This window comes from Arthrobacter sp. 8AJ (assembly GCF_902506025.1).
In the GTDB taxonomy this organism is placed as follows: Bacteria; Actinomycetota; Actinomycetes; order Actinomycetales; family Micrococcaceae; genus Arthrobacter.
Genome location: NZ_LR733289.1, coordinates 3,997,008 through 4,018,247 on the forward strand (window position 1 = coordinate 3,997,008; position 21,240 = coordinate 4,018,247).

16 protein-coding genes are annotated in these 21,240 nt (G+C 67.8%); 2 read left to right on the plus strand and 14 right to left on the minus strand.

Going from position 1 to position 21,240, the window contains the following annotated elements:
- Nucleotides 1-32 precede the first annotated feature (32 nt).
- The 9 genes from BACI349Y_RS18615 to lysS form a co-directional block, all read right to left on the minus strand.
- The gene (locus BACI349Y_RS18615) at nucleotides 33-773 is read right to left on the minus strand and encodes an HPr family phosphocarrier protein (protein ID WP_159634296.1); all 741 of its coding nucleotides are present in this window, start codon (nucleotides 771-773) and stop codon (nucleotides 33-35) included.
- Nucleotides 770-1,402, minus strand: coding sequence for a dihydroxyacetone kinase subunit DhaL (gene dhaL, locus BACI349Y_RS18620; protein WP_159634298.1), 633 nt, complete (start codon nucleotides 1,400-1,402; stop codon nucleotides 770-772). Before dhaL ends, BACI349Y_RS18615 begins: the two co-directional genes overlap by 4 nt.
- 2 nt (nucleotides 1,403-1,404) lie before the next feature.
- Nucleotides 1,405-2,406, minus strand: a complete 1,002-nt coding sequence (gene dhaK / locus BACI349Y_RS18625) for a dihydroxyacetone kinase subunit DhaK (RefSeq protein WP_159634300.1) — start codon at nucleotides 2,404-2,406, stop codon at nucleotides 1,405-1,407.
- Nucleotides 2,407-2,654: 248 nt separating this feature from the next.
- Entirely contained in the window at nucleotides 2,655-3,164 is a 510-nt protein-coding gene (locus BACI349Y_RS18630) for an amino-acid N-acetyltransferase (protein WP_159634302.1), read from the minus strand.
- 159 nt (nucleotides 3,165-3,323) lie between these two features.
- Complete coding sequence (locus BACI349Y_RS18635; RefSeq protein ID WP_159634304.1) at nucleotides 3,324-5,444, minus strand: S9 family peptidase; 2,121 nt, start codon at nucleotides 5,442-5,444, stop codon at nucleotides 3,324-3,326.
- 207 nt (nucleotides 5,445-5,651) lie between these two features.
- Nucleotides 5,652-8,144 carry an ATP-dependent Clp protease ATP-binding subunit gene (locus tag BACI349Y_RS18640; RefSeq protein ID WP_159634306.1) on the minus strand — a complete coding sequence of 831 codons (2,493 nt, stop codon included), beginning with the start codon at nucleotides 8,142-8,144 and terminating at the stop codon, nucleotides 5,652-5,654.
- A 344-nt stretch (nucleotides 8,145-8,488) separates the two neighbouring features.
- Complete coding sequence (locus tag BACI349Y_RS18645) at nucleotides 8,489-8,818, minus strand: histone-like nucleoid-structuring protein Lsr2 (RefSeq protein ID WP_159634309.1); 330 nt, start codon at nucleotides 8,816-8,818, stop codon at nucleotides 8,489-8,491.
- Nucleotides 8,819-8,957: 139 nt separating this feature from the next.
- On the minus strand, nucleotides 8,958-9,134 hold the full coding sequence (locus BACI349Y_RS18650; RefSeq protein WP_201302477.1) for a hypothetical protein: 177 nt from the start codon (nucleotides 9,132-9,134) through the stop codon (nucleotides 8,958-8,960).
- A gap of 2 nt (nucleotides 9,135-9,136) precedes the next feature.
- Nucleotides 9,137-10,675 (minus strand): lysine--tRNA ligase, encoded by a 1,539-nt coding sequence (gene lysS, locus BACI349Y_RS18655; protein WP_159634312.1) that lies wholly within the window; start codon nucleotides 10,673-10,675, stop codon nucleotides 9,137-9,139.
- 68 nt (nucleotides 10,676-10,743) lie between these two features.
- Between lysS and BACI349Y_RS18660 the strand changes: the two genes are divergently transcribed.
- Nucleotides 10,744-11,658: an alpha/beta fold hydrolase gene (locus BACI349Y_RS18660; protein WP_159634315.1), complete on the plus strand. Its 915-nt coding sequence runs from the start codon at nucleotides 10,744-10,746 to the stop codon at nucleotides 11,656-11,658.
- Here the strand turns inward: BACI349Y_RS18660 and atzF are convergent.
- From atzF to BACI349Y_RS18685, 5 genes are read right to left on the minus strand one after another with little or no spacing between them, the layout of a single operon-like run.
- The gene (gene atzF, locus BACI349Y_RS18665; RefSeq protein ID WP_159634318.1) at nucleotides 11,636-13,498 is read right to left on the minus strand and encodes an allophanate hydrolase; all 1,863 of its coding nucleotides are present in this window, start codon (nucleotides 13,496-13,498) and stop codon (nucleotides 11,636-11,638) included. The genes BACI349Y_RS18660 and atzF overlap by 23 nt on opposite strands.
- On the minus strand, nucleotides 13,495-17,220 hold the full coding sequence (gene uca / locus BACI349Y_RS18670; protein ID WP_159635924.1) for an urea carboxylase: 3,726 nt from the start codon (nucleotides 17,218-17,220) through the stop codon (nucleotides 13,495-13,497). Before uca ends, atzF begins: the two co-directional genes overlap by 4 nt.
- 8 nt (nucleotides 17,221-17,228) lie before the next feature.
- A complete protein-coding gene (locus tag BACI349Y_RS18675) occupies nucleotides 17,229-17,900 on the minus strand; it encodes an urea amidolyase associated protein UAAP2 (protein WP_159634321.1) in 672 nt (223 codons plus the stop codon).
- Nucleotides 17,897-18,772 carry an urea amidolyase associated protein UAAP1 gene (locus BACI349Y_RS18680; protein ID WP_159634325.1) on the minus strand — a complete coding sequence of 292 codons (876 nt, stop codon included), beginning with the start codon at nucleotides 18,770-18,772 and terminating at the stop codon, nucleotides 17,897-17,899. The genes BACI349Y_RS18675 and BACI349Y_RS18680 overlap by 4 nt, the downstream gene beginning before the upstream one ends.
- A gap of 48 nt (nucleotides 18,773-18,820) precedes the next feature.
- Nucleotides 18,821-20,323: an amino acid permease gene (locus BACI349Y_RS18685; protein WP_159634328.1), complete on the minus strand. Its 1,503-nt coding sequence runs from the start codon at nucleotides 20,321-20,323 to the stop codon at nucleotides 18,821-18,823.
- 242 nt (nucleotides 20,324-20,565) lie between these two features.
- On the opposite strand from BACI349Y_RS18685, the gene BACI349Y_RS18690 reads away from it, so the two are divergent.
- Nucleotides 20,566-21,237, plus strand: coding sequence for a TetR/AcrR family transcriptional regulator (locus tag BACI349Y_RS18690; RefSeq protein ID WP_159634331.1), 672 nt, complete (start codon nucleotides 20,566-20,568; stop codon nucleotides 21,235-21,237).
- The last annotated feature ends 3 nt before the right edge of the window (nucleotides 21,238-21,240 follow it).

Genomic DNA, 21,240 nt, shown 5'->3' on the forward strand with positions numbered 1-21,240 from the left:
ATCGAGCTTATTCCCAGGAACGGCCAGGGAGCTCAGGGCTCGCCGAAGCCGGCCTCCACCAGGCCGCCGACATACTCCACAGCCCGTTCAGCATCCGCGCCCCACGCTTCCACGTGCAGCACGGTGCCCTTGCCCGCGCCCAGGGTCATCAATCCGGTCATGGACGCACCGTCCACGCCGTTGATGGTGACCTCGGCGTCGAGCGAAGCCAGGCCCCCTGCCACTTTCGCAGCAGGCCTGGCATGCATGCCGGCCTGGTTCACCAGCTCAAAGTCGCCCGTGAAGTCCGCCGGGGCGCTGCTGACAGGCTCGTGTTCGGCTCCCGCCCCGCCCCGCTCCGGTTCGCGCGCCGGACCGCGCACGCCTTCGGCCGCTTTGAGGACCGCATGGACGTCCGCACCACCTTGCGCGGCGACGGCCGCGGCCACCAGGCCTTCCACCAGCGGCGCGTCGGCAAGCAGGACACCGGCGGGATTCTCCAAAAACTCGAGCGCCGATTCCGCGGTCATCACGGCTGATCCCAGGTCTGTCAGGACCACGGTGCCAGTTGCCCCGGCGCCATCCCCGCCGGCCTGCCCGGACGTTCCACCGCCAGCCTGTCCCCCGGCCTTTTCCAGGGCGGCGAGGACCTTCTCCAGGCTGGTGCCGATCCTGCCATCGTCGGTGCCTCCGGCTGGCAGGATGACTACATCCGGCGCCATTTGGGCGGCAAGCTCCACGGCGCCGTCGGCAATTTTTTCGCTGTGCGACACCACCACGATGCTGACAGTCACGCAGCCGCCCCAACGGCAGCACGCAGGATCAACGCGCTGGACACTGCTCCCGGGTCACGGTGGCCCGCACTGCGTTCGCCAAGATAGCTCGCGCGGCCTTTCCGTGCCACCATCGGGTCGGTGGCCACCGCCCCAGCCTCCGCTGCCTCAGCGGCTGCCACCAGGACGCCCAGCACATCGTTGCTGCCGCCGTCGGCTGCGGCGCGGGCGGCATCAACTGCCGGCGTCCACGCATCCACCATGGTCTTGTCCCCGGATTCCGCCTTGCCGCGCGCCACGATGCCGTCCCTGGCGGCCTCCAGGGCGCCGGCCCAGGCAGCGGGGTCAATCTCGGCGGAATCACCCAGAGCGGTGGCGGCGCGAAGGAACGCTGTCCCGTAGAGCGGGCCGGCCGCGCCGCCTACCTTGGACATCAGCGTCATGGCTGTCATCTTCAGCGCCGCCCCCGGCGTTTCGGGCGCGGATTCACCGAGCTTGGCAAGGACCGCCTGGAAGCCGCGGTCCATGTTCTCGCCGTGGTCCGAATCCCCGATGGCACGGTCCAGTTCGATGAGTTCAACGCGGTGTTCAGCCATGGCCTGCGCGCACAAGGTCAGCCACTTGACGGCCCAGTTGGCATCCAGCACCACGGCTACACGCCCCAGCGCAGGGCGGGGGTGTGCACGGGGGCGTCCCAGAGTTCGGTGAGCTCGTCGTCGAGCCGGAGGACGGAGATGGAACATCCCTGCATTTCCAGCGCCGTGATGTAGTTGCCCACCAGCGAACGTTCCACCGTGGCCCCGGCATCCGCCAACACCTGCACCGCCCGCCGGTACACGATGTAGAGCTCGCTCAGCGGGGTGCCGCCCATGCCGTTGACGAACAGCAGTACTTTGTCGCCGGAACTGATCTTGAGGTCGGCCAGGACGGGTTCCAGCAGGCGGTTGGTGATGCTGTCCGCATTTTCCATGGGGATCCGGTGCCTGCCGGGTTCGCCGTGGATGCCGATCCCGATCTCGATCTCATCCTCGGCGAGGTCGAAGCTTGGCGTGCCGGCATGCGGCACAGTGCAGGCTGACAGCGCAACGCCCATGGTCCGGACGTTGGCGTTGACCCGTTCGCCGATGGCGGCCACGGCGTCCAGGCCATCACCACGCTCGGCAGCGGCGCCGGCGATCTTCTCCACGAGCACGGTGCCGCCCACTCCCCGGCGGCCGGCGGTGTACAGCGAGTCCTCCACCGCGACGTCGTCGTTGACCAGTACGGTCCGGACGCTTACGCCCTCAGCCTCGGCCAGTTCGCCGGCGGTCTCGAAGTTCAGGACGTCCCCGGTGTAGTTCTTGACGATATGCACGACGCCGGCACCGGAGTTGACTGCGAGGGTGGCGGGAAGGATCTGGTCCGGGGTAGGTGAGGTGAACACCGCCCCGGGCACCGCGGCGTCGAGCATTCCCCGCCCTACATAGCCGGCATGCAGCGGCTCATGCCCGCTGCCGCCGCCTGAAACCAGCCCCACCTTGCCTGCCACTGGCGCGTCCTTGCGCGTGATGTAGATGGGGTCTTCGCTGACGGTGACAAGTCCGGCGTGTGCCAGGCCAAAGCCCTGGACAGCTTCCTGGACAACGGCTTTTGGATCGTTGATGAGTTTCTTCATGGCGGTGCTCCTGGCTGTGCTCCTGAAGGATGTGTTTTTTGACCCTACTACCGGGATCGCAGGTGGCGGTAGGTTCCTCCGGCCCGGGTTTTCCGGCCGCGTCCGCCGGCGGCGGGTCCCGGACGCAGCAAAGGGACAGCCCCCAATGACTGTCCCTTCCCTGAGGCCCCACATATCGGCCTCCAATAGTTTATCCATCAATTCGAGTAAAACCAAGAGGGGTATGCCTCGGGCGGCCCCAGGGCTGCCTAAAGGGTGCGGATCATCCGGGTGTTGCCCAAGGTGTTCGGCTTGACCCGCGCCAGGTCCAGGAATTCAGCCACACCTTCGTCGTGCGAACGCAGAAGCTCCGAATACACCTCCGGGTCCACTGCGGACTGGTCCGCCATCACCTCGAACCCGTGGCGTTTGAAGAAGTCCACCTCGAAGGTAAGGCAGAAGACCCGGGACACGCCGAGGGCGCGGGCCTCCTCCAGCAAGCTCTCCACCAGGACGTGGCCCACGCCCTTGCCACGCCATTGCCCGGAGGCCGCGAGGGTGCGGATTTCAGCCAGGTCCTCCCACATGACGTGCAGCGCCCCGCAGCCGATCATTTCTCCGTCGCTCGACTCGGCGATGCGGAACTCCTGCAGGCTCTCGTAGTAGGCCACCGTCTCCTTCGCCATGAGGATGCGTTCCTCGGCCAGGGGCGCCACCAGCTTCTTGATGGCGGGGACGTCGCTGGTGCGTGCTGGGCGGATGCGGAAGGAGTCGGTCACAAGGCAATCCTACGAGGCGAAGGCTTCCGGCTCGGGGACTGCGGCATTTACCGCGTGCTCGCTCGTTCCTCGCTTAGACGCACGCTACGTAAATGCCCCAGCCCCCTTCGCCTCGCAATCTTCCCCGGCGATCGACGCCTTGCGCCTGTTGGCGGGAAATTACAGCCCCAGCTCGGCCGGCAGCTCGGTCTCCTTGCCCAGGACGTTCTTCGCCAGGAACCACTCCACCACCTGGTACCAGACCTTGGCGTGCTGCGGCTGGAGGACCCAGTGGTTCTCGTCCGGGAAGTAGAGGAACCTGTGAGGGGTCTGCCCGTCCTGGTCTGCCGCCAGCCGCGACTTGGACAGCAGCTCGTACCAGAGCCGCAGGCCCTCCCCGATGGGCACCCTGTAGTCCTTGTCGCCATGGATCACCAGCATGGGCGAACTGATCTTCCCGGCGTGCAGGTGCGGTGAATTCTCCAGCGCCATCTCTTCGGTCATTTCCTTCAGCCAGTACTGCGAGGCATCCGTGGTGGGTCCGAACTGGTCCAGCGCCCAAAGGCTGGCGTGGGTGACCACGGCCTTGAACCGGTCCGTGTTGCCCGCCACCCAGTTGGCCATGTACCCGCCGAAGGAGCCGCCCATCGCAGCAGTCCGGGCCTCATCAATGTCCGACCGCTCCACCGCCGCGTCCGTGACGGCCATGAGGTCGGTGAACGGCGCCTTGCCCCAGGCACCCCAGCCGCGCTGGATGAAGGCCTGGCCGTAGCCCGTGGACAATGCCGGGTCCGGGAGCAGCACCGCGTAGCCCTTCGCCGTCAGGAGCCAGGGATTCCACCGCCAGGTCCAGGCGTTCCAGGATCCCAGGGGGCCGCCGTGGATCCAGAGCAGCATCGGCGCGGGTTCCCCTGCTGATGCGCCCTCGGGCAGGGCAAGGTAGGCCGGAACCCGGGAGCCGTCCGGAGCCGTGGCGGCGATCCGTACCAGCCGGCCCGGGCGGGACGGCCGGTCGGCAGGGGCTGGAAGCCGGGTGGTTTCCCCGGTGGCCACATCGATCCGCACAGCTTCGGGCGGGAATTCGTAGGAGCTGCGCAGCGCGTAGGCATAGCGCCCCTCCGGCGAAACAACGACGTCGGAGTAGGCCGCCGCGTCCTGCGTCACCCGGGCAACACCCACCTCGGCGGCAGCCGCCGGAACGCTGACCCGGAAGACCGGCGACGCGCCGTCGTCGTCCGCCGTGACCAGGAGGGCGGAACCGTCCGGAAGCCACGCTGCCGGCCTGGGCCAGCGGTCCCAGTCATGGGCCAGTGGCTGGAGGCCGCCGGGCTCCCCTGCTCCCCCGGAGACGTCCAGGAGGTGCATCCTGACCTCTGGAGCCTGCTGCGGGGTGGAGTCGCTTTCACTGATCACCACCAGGGTCTTGCCGTCCGGGCTGACCGGACCCGGGAAATAGCTCATGCCCTCCTGGTCCAGGAGCACTTTGAGGCTGCCCGATGCCACATCCACCGCCACCAGGACGGAGCGGCTGTCCGCCTTGGCGAGGGGTTTGGTGAAGCTGCTGTAGACGGTCTTCCCGTCGGGGCTGACCACTGTCTCGGCCTCCCTCAGCCGCGGGCCGGCGTCGGGCGTGAGGTTGCGCAGGACCAGGGGAGCTGTGGCGTCAACGGTTGTGGGCTTGCCGGGCCCCTTGTCTGCCCCGGCTTCCACGGCGAAGATCCGCGGCTGGCCGGGGCCAAGGTCGGCGTCCCAGTAGCGGACCGGGTATTCGCTGTGCAGGATGGCGGAGACCTTCCTGTCCTTGCGGGATTTGCGCCGTTCGGCGTCGTCCTCCTCATCGGCCGACCCTGCCAGTACCTCGGCTGCCACGAATGCCGCATCAGCGTTCCTGGCGGTCATCACCTTGCTGACGCCGCCGGGCCGGCTGAGGACCACGCGGGCTTCCCCACCGTCTGCTGGAAGGAGCCACAGTGCATTGACCGCCTCTTCATCGGGGCTGTCCGGGTCGGGGCGCGCGGACGTGAAGTAGACGTCGCCGTTCGCGGCGAAAGCCGCGCCTGCTTCGCCCTTGGCGCTGCGGGTGATGCGCCGGGCGTGCTTCTGGCCGGCCGGGTCCAGCTCCCACAGGGCGGTGGCAAACTCGGTGCCCTTTCCGTTCAGGGTGGCGACGGTGGTCACCAGGCGGGAGCCGTCCGGGCTCAGGGCGAGGCCGCTTACCCGCGGGATGGACAGGTAGTGGTCGAGGTCGTGGAAAGGGGTCAGTGGTTGCTCGTCCGGGATCGCCGGATTCTGGTTAGCCATGCCCCGATTCAACACGCTTTGTGGCCTGGAGCACAGCCGCCACTCTCAGTTCCACGGACAGCCCAACGCTATGGACGGCCCTGGCCCGCATAACCGTTGCCGGACACCACCGGTTATGCGGGTACGGGCCGCCTGTGCCGGGCGAGAGGCGGCAAAGCGAAAGCCCCGCCGCTCCTTGTGGGAGTGGCGGGGCTTTGGCTGTGGCGCTTAGACGCTCGGGGCGATTTCCGGGATGCGCGGCTTGGCGTTGCCGGCGAAGGTGAACTTCGCGTCGTCGCCTTCGCCTTCGACATCCACCACGACGATGTCGCCGGTGTGGATCTCGCCGAAGAGGATCTTCTCGGAGAGCTGGTCCTCGATCTCGCGCTGGATGGTGCGGCGCAGCGGCCGGGCACCCATGGCGGGGTCGTAGCCGCGGGTCGCGAGGAGCACCTTGGCGGCCTTGGTGAGCTCGATGCCCATGTCCTTGTCCTTGAGGCGCTTCTCCAGGCGGGTCACGAACAGGTCCACGATCTCGATGATCTCGTCCTGCGTGAGCTGCGGGAACACCACGACGTCGTCAACACGGTTCAGGAACTCGGGGCGGAAGTGCTGCTTCAGTTCCTCCGTGACACGGGCACGCATGCGGTTGTAGCCGGTCTGCGTGTCGGTGCCGGACTGGAAGCCGGTGGCAACGCTCTTGGAGATGTCCCGGGTACCCAGGTTGGTGGTCATGATGATCACGGTGTTCTTGAAGTCCACCACGCGGCCCTGGGAGTCGGTCAGGCGGCCGTCTTCCAGGATCTGCAGCAGCGAGTTGAAGAGGTCCGCGTGGGCCTTCTCCACTTCGTCGAACAGCACCACGGAGAACGGACGGCGGCGGACCTTCTCGGTCAGCTGGCCACCCTCTTCGTAGCCCACGTAGCCCGGAGGGGCACCGAAGAGCCGCGAAACGGTGTGCTTCTCGGAGTACTCGGACATGTCCAGCGTGATGAGGGCGTCCTCTTCACCGAACAGGAACTCCGCGAGTGCCTTGGCGAGCTCGGTCTTGCCGACGCCGGTGGGGCCGGCGAAGATGAACGAGCCGCCGGGGCGCTTGGGGTCCTTCAGCCCTGCACGGGTGCGGCGGATGGCCTGGGACAGTGCCTTGATGGCCTCATCCTGGCCCACCACGCGCTTGTGCAGTTCCTCTTCCATCTTGAGCAGGCGCGAGGACTCTTCCTCGGTCAGCTTGAAGACGGGGATGCCGGTGGAGTTGGCCAGCACCTCGGCGATGAGATCCTCATCCACCTCGGAGATGTCATCCATGCCGCCGGACTTCCAGTGGCGCTCCTTCTCCGCCCGCTCGGAGATCATCTTCTGCTCCTTGTCGCGGAGCGAAGCTGCCCCTTCGAAGTCCTGGGCGTCGATGGCGGATTCCTTCTCCATCTTCAGCTTGGCGATGCGCTCGTCCATGGCCTTGAGCTCCGGCGGAGCGGTCATGCGGCGGATGCGCAGTCGGGCACCGGCTTCATCGATCAGGTCGATGGCCTTGTCCGGCAGGAAGCGGTCAGAGATGTAGCGCTCGGCCAGGCTGGCGGCGGACGCCAGGGCGCCGTCGGTGATGGTGACGCGGTGGTGTGCCTCGTACCGGTCGCGCAGGCCCTTAAGGATCTCGATGGCGTGGGCCACGGAGGGTTCCTTGACCTGGATCGGCTGGAAGCGGCGCTCCAGCGCGGCGTCCTTCTCGATGTGCTTGCGGTACTCATCCAGGGTGGTGGCGCCAATGGTCTGCAGCTCGCCGCGGGCCAGCATGGGCTTCAGGATCGAGGCTGCGTCAATGGCGCCTTCGGCGGCACCAGCACCCACCAGGGTGTGGATCTCATCGATGAACAGGATGATGTCGCCGCGGGTGCGGATCTCCTTGAGGACCTTCTTCAGGCGCTCTTCGAAGTCACCGCGGTAGCGGGAGCCTGCCACCAGGGAACCGAGGTCCAGGGTGTACAGCTGCTTGTCGCGGATGGTCTCCGGGACGTCGCCGCGCACGATCGCCTGGGCCAGGCCCTCGACGACGGCGGTCTTGCCGACGCCGGGCTCACCAATGAGGACCGGGTTGTTCTTGGTGCGGCGGGAAAGGACCTGCATGACGCGTTCCATTTCCTGCTCACGGCCGATGACCGGGTCCAGCTTGTTCTCGCGCGCAGCCTGGGTCAGGTTGCGGCCGAACTGGTCCAGGACCACGGAACCGGCAGGGGCACCTTCAGGCTGTCCGCCGCCGACGCCTGCGCCGGTGGTTTCCTTACCCTGGTAGCCGGAGAGGAGCTGGATGACCTGCTGGCGGACCCGGTTGAGGTCGGCGCCGAGCTTGACCAGAACCTGTGCGGCAACGCCTTCACCCTCGCGGATGAGGCCGAGCAGGATGTGCTCCGTGCCGATGTAGTTGTGGCCCAGCTGGAGGGCTTCGCGCAGCGAGAGCTCCAGTACCTTCTTGGCACGGGGGGTGAAGGGGATGTGGCCGGAGGGAGCCTGCTGGCCCTGTCCGATGATCTCCTGCACCTGCTCGCGAACGCCGTCGAGCGAAATGCTCAAAGACTCAAGAGCTTTGGCGGCAACGCCCTCACCCTCATGGATCAGACCCAAGAGGATGTGTTCGGTACCGATGTAATTGTGGTTCAGCATGCGTGCCTCTTCTTGGGCAAGCACAACTACGCGACGGGCACGGTCCGTAAATCGCTCAAACATTTCGCCACACTCCTAGCTACGACGTACTTTGATGCTACGTGGCCGCCCCTGAGTTGTGGAGCGTGTTCGCCACAGGGGAAACCGCGCCCCTTGCGGGAATAACGGCGGCGGCCAGCTGCGGCACTGTGGACCGGGCCAGCAAAGACGGGGCAGCCCCGGGCAAGGCGCTGGCCGGAGCGCTCACGGCCAAGCGAATAATGGCCGGCAGCACCCGTTCATGCGCAACGGCACAATTGGGCCAAAGGACCCTGTGCGAAGGCCTTCCGTAGCAGTAATTACTCAAAATGAAAAACCCCGCCCCGCCTGGCGGCGGTAGCGGGGTTTCGGCGGAGCTAAAGGCAGTCCTAGGAATTTGCCTTTTGGTAGGCTTCCTGGATTTCGGCCTGAATTCGGCCGCGGCTGTTAACGGTGTAGCCGTTATCCCGCGCCCATTGCCGGATTTGCGCCGAGTCGTGGCTGCGGCCTCCCGTGGCTGCCTTGGCCCGCTGGACGCGGCCTCCGGATGCCTTGCGCGCGGCAGTGGTGAACCTCTCCAATGAAGACCGGAGTTCAGCGGCATTGGCTGCCGACAGGTCAATCTCATAGTTGACCCCGTCGAGGCCAAACTTAACATTCTCGTCTGCGGATCCCCCATCCAGATCATCAACGAGGATGATGTTTACTTTCTGTGCCATTTAGGTCTTCCTCTTGCTGGAAAGTTCGGTTTTCAGAAAAGCAGGATGTTTCCCATAAAAAAGTATGACTCTTATCTTGGCAACGCGTCAAAGCGCCTAATGGTTCCTTGGGGATAAAACCGGAAAGCAGGGGGTTTATCTATTTGGATTCCGAACCCGGTTGCTCCGTGGGCTGCACCGCGAGGGAATCCGCTTCGGCCTGGGCGCGGGCTTCCGCCTGCCGCTCTGCCTTGTCCGCGTTGAAGATTGCTTTCATGGCGAACCAGAAAAGCAGGCCCACCACGAGGGAGGGAAGAATGACTGCTACGTATTCCATGGTCAGTGCCCTTCGGGCTTCAGCAGGGGGAACAGGATGGTTTCGCGGATGCCGGCTCCGGTGAAGAGCATCACCAGCCGGTCGATGCCCAGGCCGATGCCGCCCATGGGAGGAGCGCCGTATTCGAGGGCGCGCAGGAAGTCCTCGTCAAGCTGCATGGCCTCGACGTCGCCGGCAGCGGCGTGCAGGGACTGTTCGGTGAGCCGTTCGCGCTGGATGACGGGGTCGATCAGTTCGGAGAAGGCGGTGCCGCGCTCCATGCCGCCGATGATGAGGTCCCAGGCTTCGATGAGGCGGCCGTCCTCGCGGTGCGGGCGGGCCAGCGGCTGCGCGGAGGGCGGGTAGTCGTAGACGAAGGTGGGGTTCAGCAGGGTGGGCTCCACGATCTCACCGAAGAGCTCCACAGCCAGCTTCTCGGCGTCCCACTTGGGATCAACCTTGACCTCGTGCTTAGCCGCGATTTCCCGAAGCACCTCAGCGGAGGTGTCCGGGGTGATTTCCTGCCCAACGGCGTCGGACAGTCCGGGGTAGACGGCCAGCCAGGTCCACTCGCCGTCGAGGTTGATCTCCCCCGCCTCGGTCTGCAGGACGCGTCCGGCACCCACGGCGTCCGCGGCGTCGAGGATGATTTCCTTGATCCGCTCGGCCATGACGAACTGGTCCGCCCAGGCCTCGTAGCACTCAAGTGTGGTGAATTCGGGGCTGTGGGTGGAGTCCACGCCTTCGTTGCGGAACACGCGGCCCATGTCGTAGACGCGGTCGATTCCGCCCACCACGGCGCGCTTGAGGTACAGCTCGGTGGCGATGCGGAGGGTCATCTTCTGGTCGAAGGCGTTCATGTGGGTCTCGAACGGACGCGCCAGGGCGCCGCCGTGGACCAGGTTCAGGATGGGCGTTTCCACTTCCACGTAGCGGTGCCGGAACAGCGTTTCGCGGATGGACCGGGTGATGGCCGCGCGGGTGTAGACCATCTCGCGGGCCTCGTCCCGGACCATCAGGTCAACGTAGCGCTGGCGGACGCGGGTTTCCTCGTTGAGTTCCGCGTGCAGGACGGGCAGCGGGCGCAGTGCCTTGGAGGCCATGGACCAGGACTCGGCCATGATGGACAGTTCGCCGCGGCGGGAGGAGATGACCTCGCCCTTGATGAAGACGTGGTCGCCCAGGTCAACCAGGGCCTTCCAGTCGGCGAGGGCTTCCTCGCCCACGTTGGCCAGGCTCAGCATGGCCTGCAGGCGCGTTCCCTTACCGTCGGTGCCGCCTTCCTGCAGGGTGGCGAAGCAAAGCTTTCCGGTGTTGCGGACAAAGACCACGCGGCCGGTGACGCCTACGATGTCGCCGGTGGTGTCGTCCGCCTCGAGGTGGGCGTATTTTTCCCGGATCTCGGCCAGGGAGTGCGTGCGTTCCACTCCCACGGGGTACGCCTCCGTGCCGCGCTCAAGAAGTTTGGCGCGCTTTTCCATGCGGATCCGCATCTGCTCGCTGGCGTCGATGGGCTCTTGGGCATTCTTGGGCGCGGGGGTGTTTTGGGAAGTCACAATCATCAAGTTTACCGGGCATTGGCTGCCCGGACTTTCAGCTTCCCCGCAGGCTTGCGCCCTAGGATGGGCGGGTGAAAGAACGGGTACTTCCAACGCACGACGGCGGCAGGCTGGCTTTGTACAGCTACGGCACCGATGATGCCCCGGGCGAAAAGCGGGTGCTGGTGATCGGCGGCGCGTTCCTCACGGCGCTGATCTACCGCCCGTTCTCGATTGAGCTGGCCAAGGGCCTGGGCGACGGCTGGGCTGTTGACGTGTATGACCGGCGGGGCCGGGGCAACTCGTCCGGACAGCCCGCGGACTACTCCATGGCCACCGAAATCGAGGATGTCCGCACTGTGCTCACAGCCACCGGCGCCCGGAATATCCTGGGCCACAGCCTGGGTGGCTCGGTGGCACTGAACGCCGTCCAGGAGTTCACCGGGACCGGGTTCGTCCCGGACAAGCTCGCCGTGTACGACGCGGCGGTGAACATCGACGGCAGCATCGACACCGCATGGCTGGACGGATTCGAGGACGCCGTGAACAACGGCAGGGTGGGTCACGCGCTGGCGCACATGAAGAAGGCCACCAGCCCGGGTTCAGCCATGGCCAGGATTCCGGAACCGGTCCTGGCCGGCCTGATGGCGGTGTTGTCGCGGACCAAGGTCAACAGGATGTTCCAGCAGGTCATGCCCAGCGGTGTGGGAGAGCTCAGGGCCGCGTACGACGAAAAGGACCACGCCAGGGACTTCAGCGTGCTGCCCGCCGGAACCCACTTCATGGCAGGCGGAAAGAGTCCCAGCTATTACAGGGTGACGGCGGAACGGCTCCACGCCGCTGTGCCGGGGAGCACCTACCAGCTGTCCCCCAAGTGCTTCCACGGCTCCATACCAGCGGCCGTGAAGGAACTGGTGACGGACATCTCGGCATACTTCAAGGACGAAGGTCCAGACGGGAAGCCCCGCCCGGACACTCCTGACGCTATCCCCGTTCGCCGCGGCTGAACCCGGCGAGCGCAGCCTCGCCGAGGTCCCGCCATACCGTCCGCGGCGCCGGCGCCACGCTGCGGTCGGCCAGCCAGTCGCCCCAGGCGGTGATGTCCTCCCCGCGTTCGGCGGCAACGGCGTCGCAGGCGAACCCGACGGCGGTGGACCCGTCGGCGAGCTGAATGGAACCGAGCAGCATGGGTTCGGGGAGGTCCGTCAGGAACGTCCCCAGGGCGGCCTGTGACAGCAGCCACCGCTCCCCCACCAGTTCGGCGCCGTCGTCGGACCGGTAGACGCCCGGCTTGGGCGGCACTGTATCCAGCGCCACCATCCGGTATCGTGCAGCCGTCCGGACCGGGCCGTCCCAGAATGCGCCGCGCTCCTCCAGCTGCTGCGCCAGCGGCTGCCCCTTGCGGTGCGCGCCGACCACCACCAGCGGCAGCGCCGGTGCCCCCGCGGCCACCGGCCAGGGAACGGACGACGACGGCTGGCTGGCTCCTGCGGTTGCCTCCGGTCGTGCACCGCCCGGCACCGCCGCGGCGGCGAAGAGCGCAGGCGGGGCGGGGGTGGCTTCGATGCGGCGGGCGATGTCCGCGGCCACGGCGTCATCGAAGGTCCGGCCCACCACGGTGAGCCCGAACTGGGCGCCGTCCACCTCTCCGGCAGGAACTGCCACTGCACACAGGTCAAACAGGTTGCAGAAGTTGGTATAGGTGCCCATCAGGGAGTTCACGCCCACCGGATCCGCTGCCACTTCGGCAAGCGTCGGGTGGAACGGCGCCGTCGGGATGAGCAGGGCGTCGAAGCCCTTCAGCCGCGCCATGGCCCTGGATTTCAGTTCCTGCAGCCGGGCGGTGTCGGCCACGTACTGGTGGGCGGGCACTGTGCCGGCCGCCCGGATGATGCGCCCCACCGTGGGATCGATCCCCGCATGGCTTTCCGCGCCGGCGTCGTGCTCCTCAAGGAAGCTGCCCACGGCGGCGTGGCGTTCGGCAACCAGGCCGCCGTCGTACAGCAGCCGTGCCGCCTGGAGGAAGTCGTCGAATTCGATGGGTGCTGTTTCCACACCGGAGGCCGTGAGCCGGTCGATGTGCCGCCCAAACTCGGCTGCCCAGGCCGGCGGAAGGGCCGGCAGGGTGGCCGGATACGCGACGCGGGGCCGTGACGGCGCGGCCAGCCGGACGTCCGTGGGCCAGGCGCGGGAGTTGCCGGCCATGACGCCCATGGCGAGTTCAGCGGTGGACAGGTCCCGGGCGAAGATGGTGACGGCGTCCCAGGACCGGCAGGCGGGAACCACGCCGGCCGTGGAAACGACGTCCAGGGTGGCTTTGATCCCCACAATGCCCTGCAGCCCGGCAGGGACGCGGCCGGAGCCGGCGGTGTCAGTACCGATGGCGATGTCCACCAGTCCCAGTGCCACGGCCACCGCGGACCCGGAACTGGACCCGCCGGAGATGTGGTCCGTGCGGCGGGAATCGCGCACGGCGCCGTGAGGGCTCCGCGTGCCGACCAGCCCGGTGGCGAACTGGTCCAGGTTGGTGGCCCCCAGGACCAGCGCCCCCGCGGAGCGGAGGCGGGCCACGGCTTCGGCGTCCTTGTCCGGGATGTACGCAAAGCCGGGGCACGCTGCCGTGGTGGGGATGCCTGCCACGTCCACGTTGTTCTTCACGCCGAGCAGGAGCCCGGCCAGCGGGAGGTCTGCGCCGCCGGCCACTGCGGCGTCGATGGATGCTGCCTCGGCCAGGAGATCGTCCCCGCCGCGGAGCGTGATCCAGATTTCGGGCCGGTCCGCTGCTTCGATGGCGGCGAGCGCTGCCTTGACGCGCCGGGTGGTGTTGCCGGTGGCTGTGGTGCTCATACTGCTGCCTCTTCCAGTTCCAGAGTTTCCAGCGCTGCAGGCTCAGCGGGGGCGCCCAGGACCACCACTGCCTCGCCGGCCACCACCTGCGAACCTGCGGTGGGCAGGACGCGGAGCACCACACCGTCGCAGGGCGCCGCCAGGACGGTTTCCATCTTCATGGCCTCCAGGGACACCAGCGGCTGGCCTTTGACCACGTGGTCCCCGGCCGCAACGTCCACCTTCCAGACGCTGGCGGCGAAGGGTGCGGAGACCAGTGCGCCGTCGTCGGGAACCACCACGTCATCCGTTGAAGGGGCCACGACGGCGGCCAGAGCCTCCGCGCGGTCGAACTCGCCGGCGTCGGCCCACGCCTGGCGTTCCACCGCGAAGGCGGCACCCTGCTTTTCCCGGAACAGCTCGATCGAGTCACGGTTTTCGGCCAGGAACGCCTCATGCTCGGCCAGGGAGAAGGTTCCCTCCTCGATCTCCACGCCACGGCCGCGTCCGGCTGCCATGTCGGCGCGCAGGTCCAGGAGTTCCTCCGGGCTGACGGGGTACCAGGAGATCCGGTCGAAGAAGCGGAGCAGCCACGGGGATCCCGGCTCGAACGGGGCGGAATCCGCGTAGCGCGACCACACCTGGGTGGTGCGCCCCACGAACTGGTAACCGCCGGGGCCTTCCATGCCGTAAATGCACATGTACGCCCCGCCGATGCCCACGGCGTTTTCCGGCGTCCAGGTCCGGGCCGGGTTGTACTTGGTGGTGACCAGGCGGTGCCGCGGGTCCAGCGGGGTGGCCACCGGCGCGCCCAGGTACACGTCTCCGAGGCCGAGGACCAGGTACTCGGCGTTGAAGACGGTGTCGAAAACGTCGTTGACCGAATCCAGGCCGTTGATGCGGCGAATGAACTCGATGTTCCACGGGCACCACGGGGCGTCGTCCCGGACGCCTGCCATATACCGCTCTATAGCCTCGCGGGTAGCGGGATCATCCCAGGACAGCGGCAGCCGGACCGTACGGCTGGGAACCACCAGTTCGGAGCTCGCCGGCAGGGCGGCCTCGATGTCCTGGACCAGGTCCAGCAGCCGCGTGGTGGACAGGACGGATGGGTCCACCTTGATCTGCAGGGAGCGGATGCCCGGGGTTAGGTCCACGATGCCGGGTACGCGGAGCGCCTCAATGTGCTGGTGCAGGGCGTGGACCCGGGCGCGCAGGCCAAGGTCCAGCACCATCTCGCCGTATTCGACCAGCAGGTTGTCGTCTCCTGACCGGCGGTAGGTGACCGCGGGCCGGCCGGAACCTTCCGGCACCCTGCCCAGCACGCCGTCGTCGCCATCCCCGCGGACGGGGCGGCCGGGGCGGCCAGCCGCCTGAGCTGCCGGGGACGGGTTCGCTGACCAGTCAGCATCCCCCGGGAGGACCAGCTGGCGGCCCGGACCCAGGTCCTTGGCCGACGGCGCCTGGCCGGCTGTGATGGGCACGAACCGGACCTTGTCTCCGGGCCGGAGCTGGCCGAGCTTCCAGCGTTCGGCCGTCACCACGGTCACGGGGCAGACGAAACCGCCAAGGCTCGGGCCGTCCGGGCCGAGCAGGATCGGGGTGTCGCCGGTGAAGTCCAGGGCCCCCACGGAGTAGGCGGTGTCGTGGATGTTGGACGGGTGCAGGCCTGCCTCGCCGCCATCGGTCCGGGCCCAGCGGGGCTTGGGGCCAATGAGCCGCACGCCGGTGCGGGCGGAGTTGAAGTGCACCTCGTACTCCGCGGCGTACAGTTCTTCGATATCTTCGCGCTGGAAGAACTCGGGGGCGCCGTGCGGGCCTTCGGCCACGGCCAGTTCCCAGGTGGAGGTAAGGGCAGGGCGGCTGTCCAGGGGCACCGCACTGCCGGGGGCTTGTTCGACGGCGGACTTCACCGCGCGGAGGACGTCGCCGGCGCGCAGGACCCGCCCGGCGTGGCCGCCGAACTGCCCGAGCGTAAAGGTGGAGGCGCTGCCCAGGTACTGCGGGATATCCAGGCCGCCCTGGAACAGGATGTAGCCCCGCAGGCCGTTCCCGGTGGCCGTGCCGGCGTCGAGCGTTCCACCTGCCGGAACGACGACGGGCGTCCAGGCGGCCACCTCCGCGCCGTCAACCGTCACCGTGACGTCCGCCCCGGTAACGCAGACGGTGGTGGAGTGCGTGAAGGTCAGGCTGGGACCGGTCATGGTGAACTCCAGGCCCGGCGCGCCCTCCGGGTTGCCCAGGGCGGTGTTGCCCAGGCGGAAGGACAGGTCATCCATGGGGCCGCTGGGCGGGACACCGATCTGCCAAAGGCCGGTGCGGCCGGGCCAGTCCTGCACGCTGGTCTGCAGGCCGGGGCGGTTCACGGTGATGCGCGGTTCCGGATCCCCCACGGAGTCCAGGGTGCTGGTGGAGTGCTGCACGCTGCGGACCACATCCAGGCCGCCCACGGCACGGAGCATGCCCAGATTGGTCTCGATGCCGTCGATCCGGGTGTTTTCCAGGGCTGCGGCCAGGCGGTCAAAGGCCTCCGTGCGGCTGGCACCGGAGGTGATGATCTTGCCCAGGAGGGGATCGTAGTTGGTGGAGACTTCCGTGCCGGTTTCCACCCAGGCGTCCACCCGGGCTTCCCCCGCCGCGGGGTAGGCGGCGTTGGTAACGGTTCCGGCGCTGGGCTGGAACCCACGGGCCGGGTCCTCGGCGTAGAGGCGGGCTTCCACGGCGTGGCCGGTGACGGGCAGTGCCTCCGGCACGTTCTCCAGCACCGCGTGCCCTGCGCTCCCGCCCTGCGCCAGGCGGAGCATCCACTCCACCAGGTCAACGCCGGTGACGGCCTCGGTCACGGGGTGCTCCACCTGGAGGCGGGCGTTGACTTCCAGGAAGGAGGCTTCCCGGCGGGCGGAGTCGTAGACGAACTCGACTGTGCCCGCGGAGCGGTACTTAAGGGAGGCGCAGAGCGCCCGTGAGGTGCGGTGCAGTTCCGCGCGGAGGTCTTCGGGCAGGTCCGGGGCCGGAGCTTCCTCAAGGACCTTCTGGTGGCGGCGCTGCAGCGAGCAGTCACGGTCGCCCAGGCTCACCACCCGGCCTTCGCCGTCGCCAAAGACCTGGACCTCGATGTGCCGTGCGTTCTCCACGTACCGCTCGGCGAAGACCCCGGCGGTTCCGAAGCTGGCGCCGGCCAGGCGGGCCACGCGGGGAAAGCTTTCGGCGAGTTCCGCCTCGGAGCGGCACACCGTCATGCCGATGCCGCCGCCACCGCCGGTGGCCTTGAGCATCAGCGGGAACCCGATCGTCCTGCCGGCTTCGACGGCGGCATCCACGTCCTCCAGCAGCCCGGAACCGGCGATCATCGGCACCCCGGCCGCCCGGGCGGCGTCGCGCGCGGTGTGCTTGGTGCCGAAGATGCGCAGCTGCTCCGGGGTGGGGCCAACAAAGACCAGGCCCGCGGCTTCCACCGCTTCGGCGAAGGCTGCGTCCTCAGACAGGAAGCCGTAGCCGGGGTGGATGGCGCCGGCACCGGTGGCCTTGGCGGCGTCCAGGATGGCATCGACCCGGAGGTAGGACTCCTTGGCCGGGGCGGGCCCCAGGAGCACGGCTTCGTCGGCGAGCCGGACGTGCTTGGCGCCGCGGTCCGCCTCGGAGAAGACGGCCACGGTGCGCAGTCCCAGCTTCTTCGCGGATTCGATGATGCGGCAGGCGATTTCGCCGCGGTTGGCAACCAGCAGGGTGTCGAAGGTGTTCAGGTGGTTGTTCACAGTGCAGCCTCCGGCCGGGTGACGATCATGCGGACGGGGGTGGGGTTGAAGCCGTTGCAGGGGTTGTTGACCTGCGGGCAGTTGGAGACCAGCACCAGGGTGTCCACTTCCGCCCGCAGCGCCACGCGCTTGCCGGGGGCGGACAGGCCGTCCACAATGCCCAGGGCGCCGTCCGGGTCCACCGGGACGTTCATGAACCAGTTGATGTTGGAGACGAGGTCGCGTTTGCCGAGGCTCCAGCGGGAACCCTCGATCAGGAAGTTCTCCACGCAGGCGTGCTGTTCGCGGGTGTGCTGGCCGTACCGGAGGGTGTTGGATTCCTGCGAGCAGGCACCGCCGATGGTGTCGTGCACGCCCACTTCGTCCGCCACGACGGTCATCAGGGGCGCACCGGTGTCCGCCCTCAGGACGGAACCGGTGGTGAGGACGATCGACTGCTGCGCGGCGATGGTTGCCGGAGCCGAGTAGCGGACGGTGGTGTCGGCGGCGGCGTACAGGAGGCAGTCCACGGCCTGGTTGCCTTCCAGGTCCACGATGGTGAGGACGTCACCGGCGGCCACCACGGCGGACCAGGGTCCGCGGGCTTCGACGAATTCATCCAGGATCACGGTGCCGGCAGCGAGCGCGGTTTCCGCGGCGTCGGGGCGGGTGCTTGTAACGGTGTTCATCGGGCGTCCCTTGCGGTGAGGTCGTGTTCGGTGTTGCGGAGGGCCTGCAGGTGTTCCGGGCTGAGCGGTCCGGCGAGGCGTCCCGCTTCGAGTTCCGCGAGGTCCTGCGGGGCGTGCCAGGCGGTGATGTCCACGGCGGTTCCGGTGAAGTCATTGCGGGGATCCAGCGGGTGCGCGGTGTTGGCGAGGACCAGCACGGCGTCCATCTGGAGGAGAAGCTCGACGGCGGCGCCCGGGCCGGCGCTCCCGGTGAAGGTGATGCTTCCGGCCGGGTCAACGGTGATGCCCTTGAAGAGCGAGAGCGACGGCGCCACGTCGCGGGTGCCCAGGCCGTTCTTGAGGGCGCCCAGGGTGAGCAGTTCGCGGGCGGCCGGTGAGGCGCTGTGGACAGTCCCGGCACCGTACCTGGCAGTGTTGCCTGCCAGGGTGGTGGCGCCGGTCAATGCGTCGTGCCGGCTGGAGGTGTCCGCCACGATGGTGGCCATCAAGCGGCCTGCGTCGGACAGCAGCGGGTGGCCGGTGGCGGGGTAGGCCTGCCACGGGACCTTGACGGTGTCGGCAAGGTTGAGGCGTTCGTGCAGGGCGCCGGTCCGGTAGAGCAGGGTGTGGACGCACGCGTCGCCGGCGGTGTCCGTGATCCGGATCCGGGTACCCCTGGCCAGCGCCATGGTGGTGTAGCGGCCAAAGGCGAGGGACTCTGCCCACGTGGGGGACTCGCCGTCGGGCATTCCTGCCAGCAGGTGCTGCGGCGCGGAGGCTGCCGGGACGAAGCGCATGGTGTCCACGGTCTTGCCGTGCTGTTCCCTGGCGTGGGTGCGGACGCCGGCGGTGGTGGCGGTACCGGTTGTTGGCGTTTCAATGGTCTGTGTCATGTCAGTCCTTGATGTCGTGGAAGTTTTTGGGAAGGGCGGGGTGGCCCGTCAGGCCTTGATTGCCGCATTCCGGCGCCGGACCCAGAGGCCCAGGAGCAGGACGGCCGTGACCATCAGCGGCGCGGACCAGAGGAGGATCCCGTTTTCGCCGGAGGGGTCGTACACCTCGGGCCGCGGCCAGGCGAGGTTGACCACCATGACTGCGCCGTAGAGCACTGCGAGGATGTTGACCGGCAGGCCCCAGCGGCCCAGTGAGAAGAGGCCCGCGGGCATGGCCTGTCCCACCCGGTCCCAGTCGCCGCGGAGGCGGTTGGCCAGCTGCGGGACGGTGACCAGGAGGTAAGCGAGGTAGACCATCACGATGCAGACGCTGCAGAGGGTGGTGAACAGCGCCGCGTTGCCTACGTTGATGGCCAGCACCGCGACGGCCAGGGCACCGATCACGATCGAGGGCCACATGGGGGTGCCGCGGGTGGGGTGCACGGAGGAAAGGAGTCGCGACGCCGGGAGCTTGCCGTCGCGGGCCATGGAGAACACCAGGCGGGAACCCGCAGTCTGGATCGCCAGGGTGCAGACGAAGATGGCGATGGCCACATCCACCAGCAGGACCTTGCCCCAGAAGGTGCCCAGGACGGCGGTGAGCACGTAGGGCAGGCCTTCGGTGGCGAGGCGGCCATCGTCCAGGCTGGGGGCTGCCATCAGTGCGGTGATGATCATCAGTGCACCCCCGACGCCGGAGATGAGAAGGGCGGAGAGGATGGTCCGTGGGGCGGTGCGGCGCGGGTCCTTGGTTTCTTCTGAGAGCTCGCCGGCGGAGTTGAAGCCCACCATGACGTAGGCGGCCATGAGTCCTGAAACCAGGAAGGCTCCCACCGCGCCCAGGTCGGATCCCTGCAGCACGCTGGTGTCCGCAACCACGTCCGGTCCGCGCTGGGCGGCACTGATGAGGGCCAGGATTACGGCCGCGACGCCGACGATCTCGCAGGTGACGCCAACGGAGTTCACATGGGCCATGAGCTTCACGCCCAGGGAGTTGATGATGGTGGTGGCCACCAGGAGGACCGCGCCCAGGACCACGGCGTTCGAAGCCCCGGTCACGGTGTTGAGTGCCGGGTCCCCGCCCACCACCTGGAAGCCGTCCCACAGCTGGGGCAGCACTACCTGCAGGGCGATCGCGGCCGCGGCGGCGGTGACCACCTGCGCGATGGCCATGAACCAGCCGGCGAACCAGCCAACGCCTTCTCCCCCGACGCGCCGCGCCCACTGGTAGACGGCGCCGGACAGTGGGTAGCGGGCGGCAAGTTCGGCGAAATTCAGCGCCACCAGCAGCTGGCCCACCAGGACGACCGGCCAGGTCCAGAAGAACGCCGGGCCGGCAAAGGAGTAGCCGAAGGCGAAGAGCTGGAAGATGGTGGTGAGGATGGAGACGAAGGAAAAGCCGGCGGCAAAGGAAGCGTAGCGGCCGAGCTTTCGGTGGAGGGTGGGCTGGTAGCCAAGGGACGTCAGGTCTGCATCGTCCTGGTGGACGGTGGGGAGGACGGTTGATGTCATCGGGAATCTCCGGGGCTGGAAAGGAATCTGGGGGGGCAAAGCCTCCCGGCACCGCAGCGCTCGGCCGAAGGCTGCTGATTACCGGTCAATTGATAGTTTTCCAGCGGGATGTCCCCAAACAGTTTCGCCTCTGTAAAAGGCGGATAGACATCTTGTTTCGACCAGATTTCCGTCCCCTCACCGGCTCCATTCGGCATCTCAGCCCTGGCCGGTGCAGCGCCCGGTGGTGCAAGAATGAAGCAGTGACTTCAGCCGGACCGGGACGCCCCCGCCACCAGCAACCCTCCCGGCCAGGTGCCACCGCCCGTGAGGAAATACTCGACGCCGCGGCAGAGCTCTTCACCACGCAAGGCTTCGCCAGCACCTCCACCCGGTCCATTGCGGACGCCGTGGGAATCCGGCAGTCGTCCCTCTACCACCACTTCAAAACCAAGGACGACATCCTTGAGGACCTGCTGGAGGGGACGGTGTCCGGCGGCCTGACGTTCGCGCGCGCAGTGGCGGCGCTCCCTGCCGGGACCCCGGAAACCGAAGGCCCGGCCGGGAGCCGGCTGCACGCCGTCGCACTTTATGACGGCACCCAGCTGTGCAATGCCCGGTGGAACCTTGGCGTCCTCTACCACCTGCCGGAGGTGCGGAGCACGCGCTTTGCCCGGTTCCTGAACGACCGGCAGGAACTCCGGCACCTGTACGGAGAGCTGGGCGGTGGCCTGTCAGCCACCGCGGCGGGACCCGACGGCGGCGACTTCACCTTCCGCCTGGTGGAATCCCTGATCTACCTCCGGGCGGACGGGGCAGTGGGGCCGGACTCGCCCCTGCAGGCGGCCGACGCCGGCCTGATCCTCTGCGGGCTGGGCCGGGAGCTGCCTGCCATCCGTGCGGCGAGCCGGTCCCTCATTGACCGGCTGGCCTGAGCC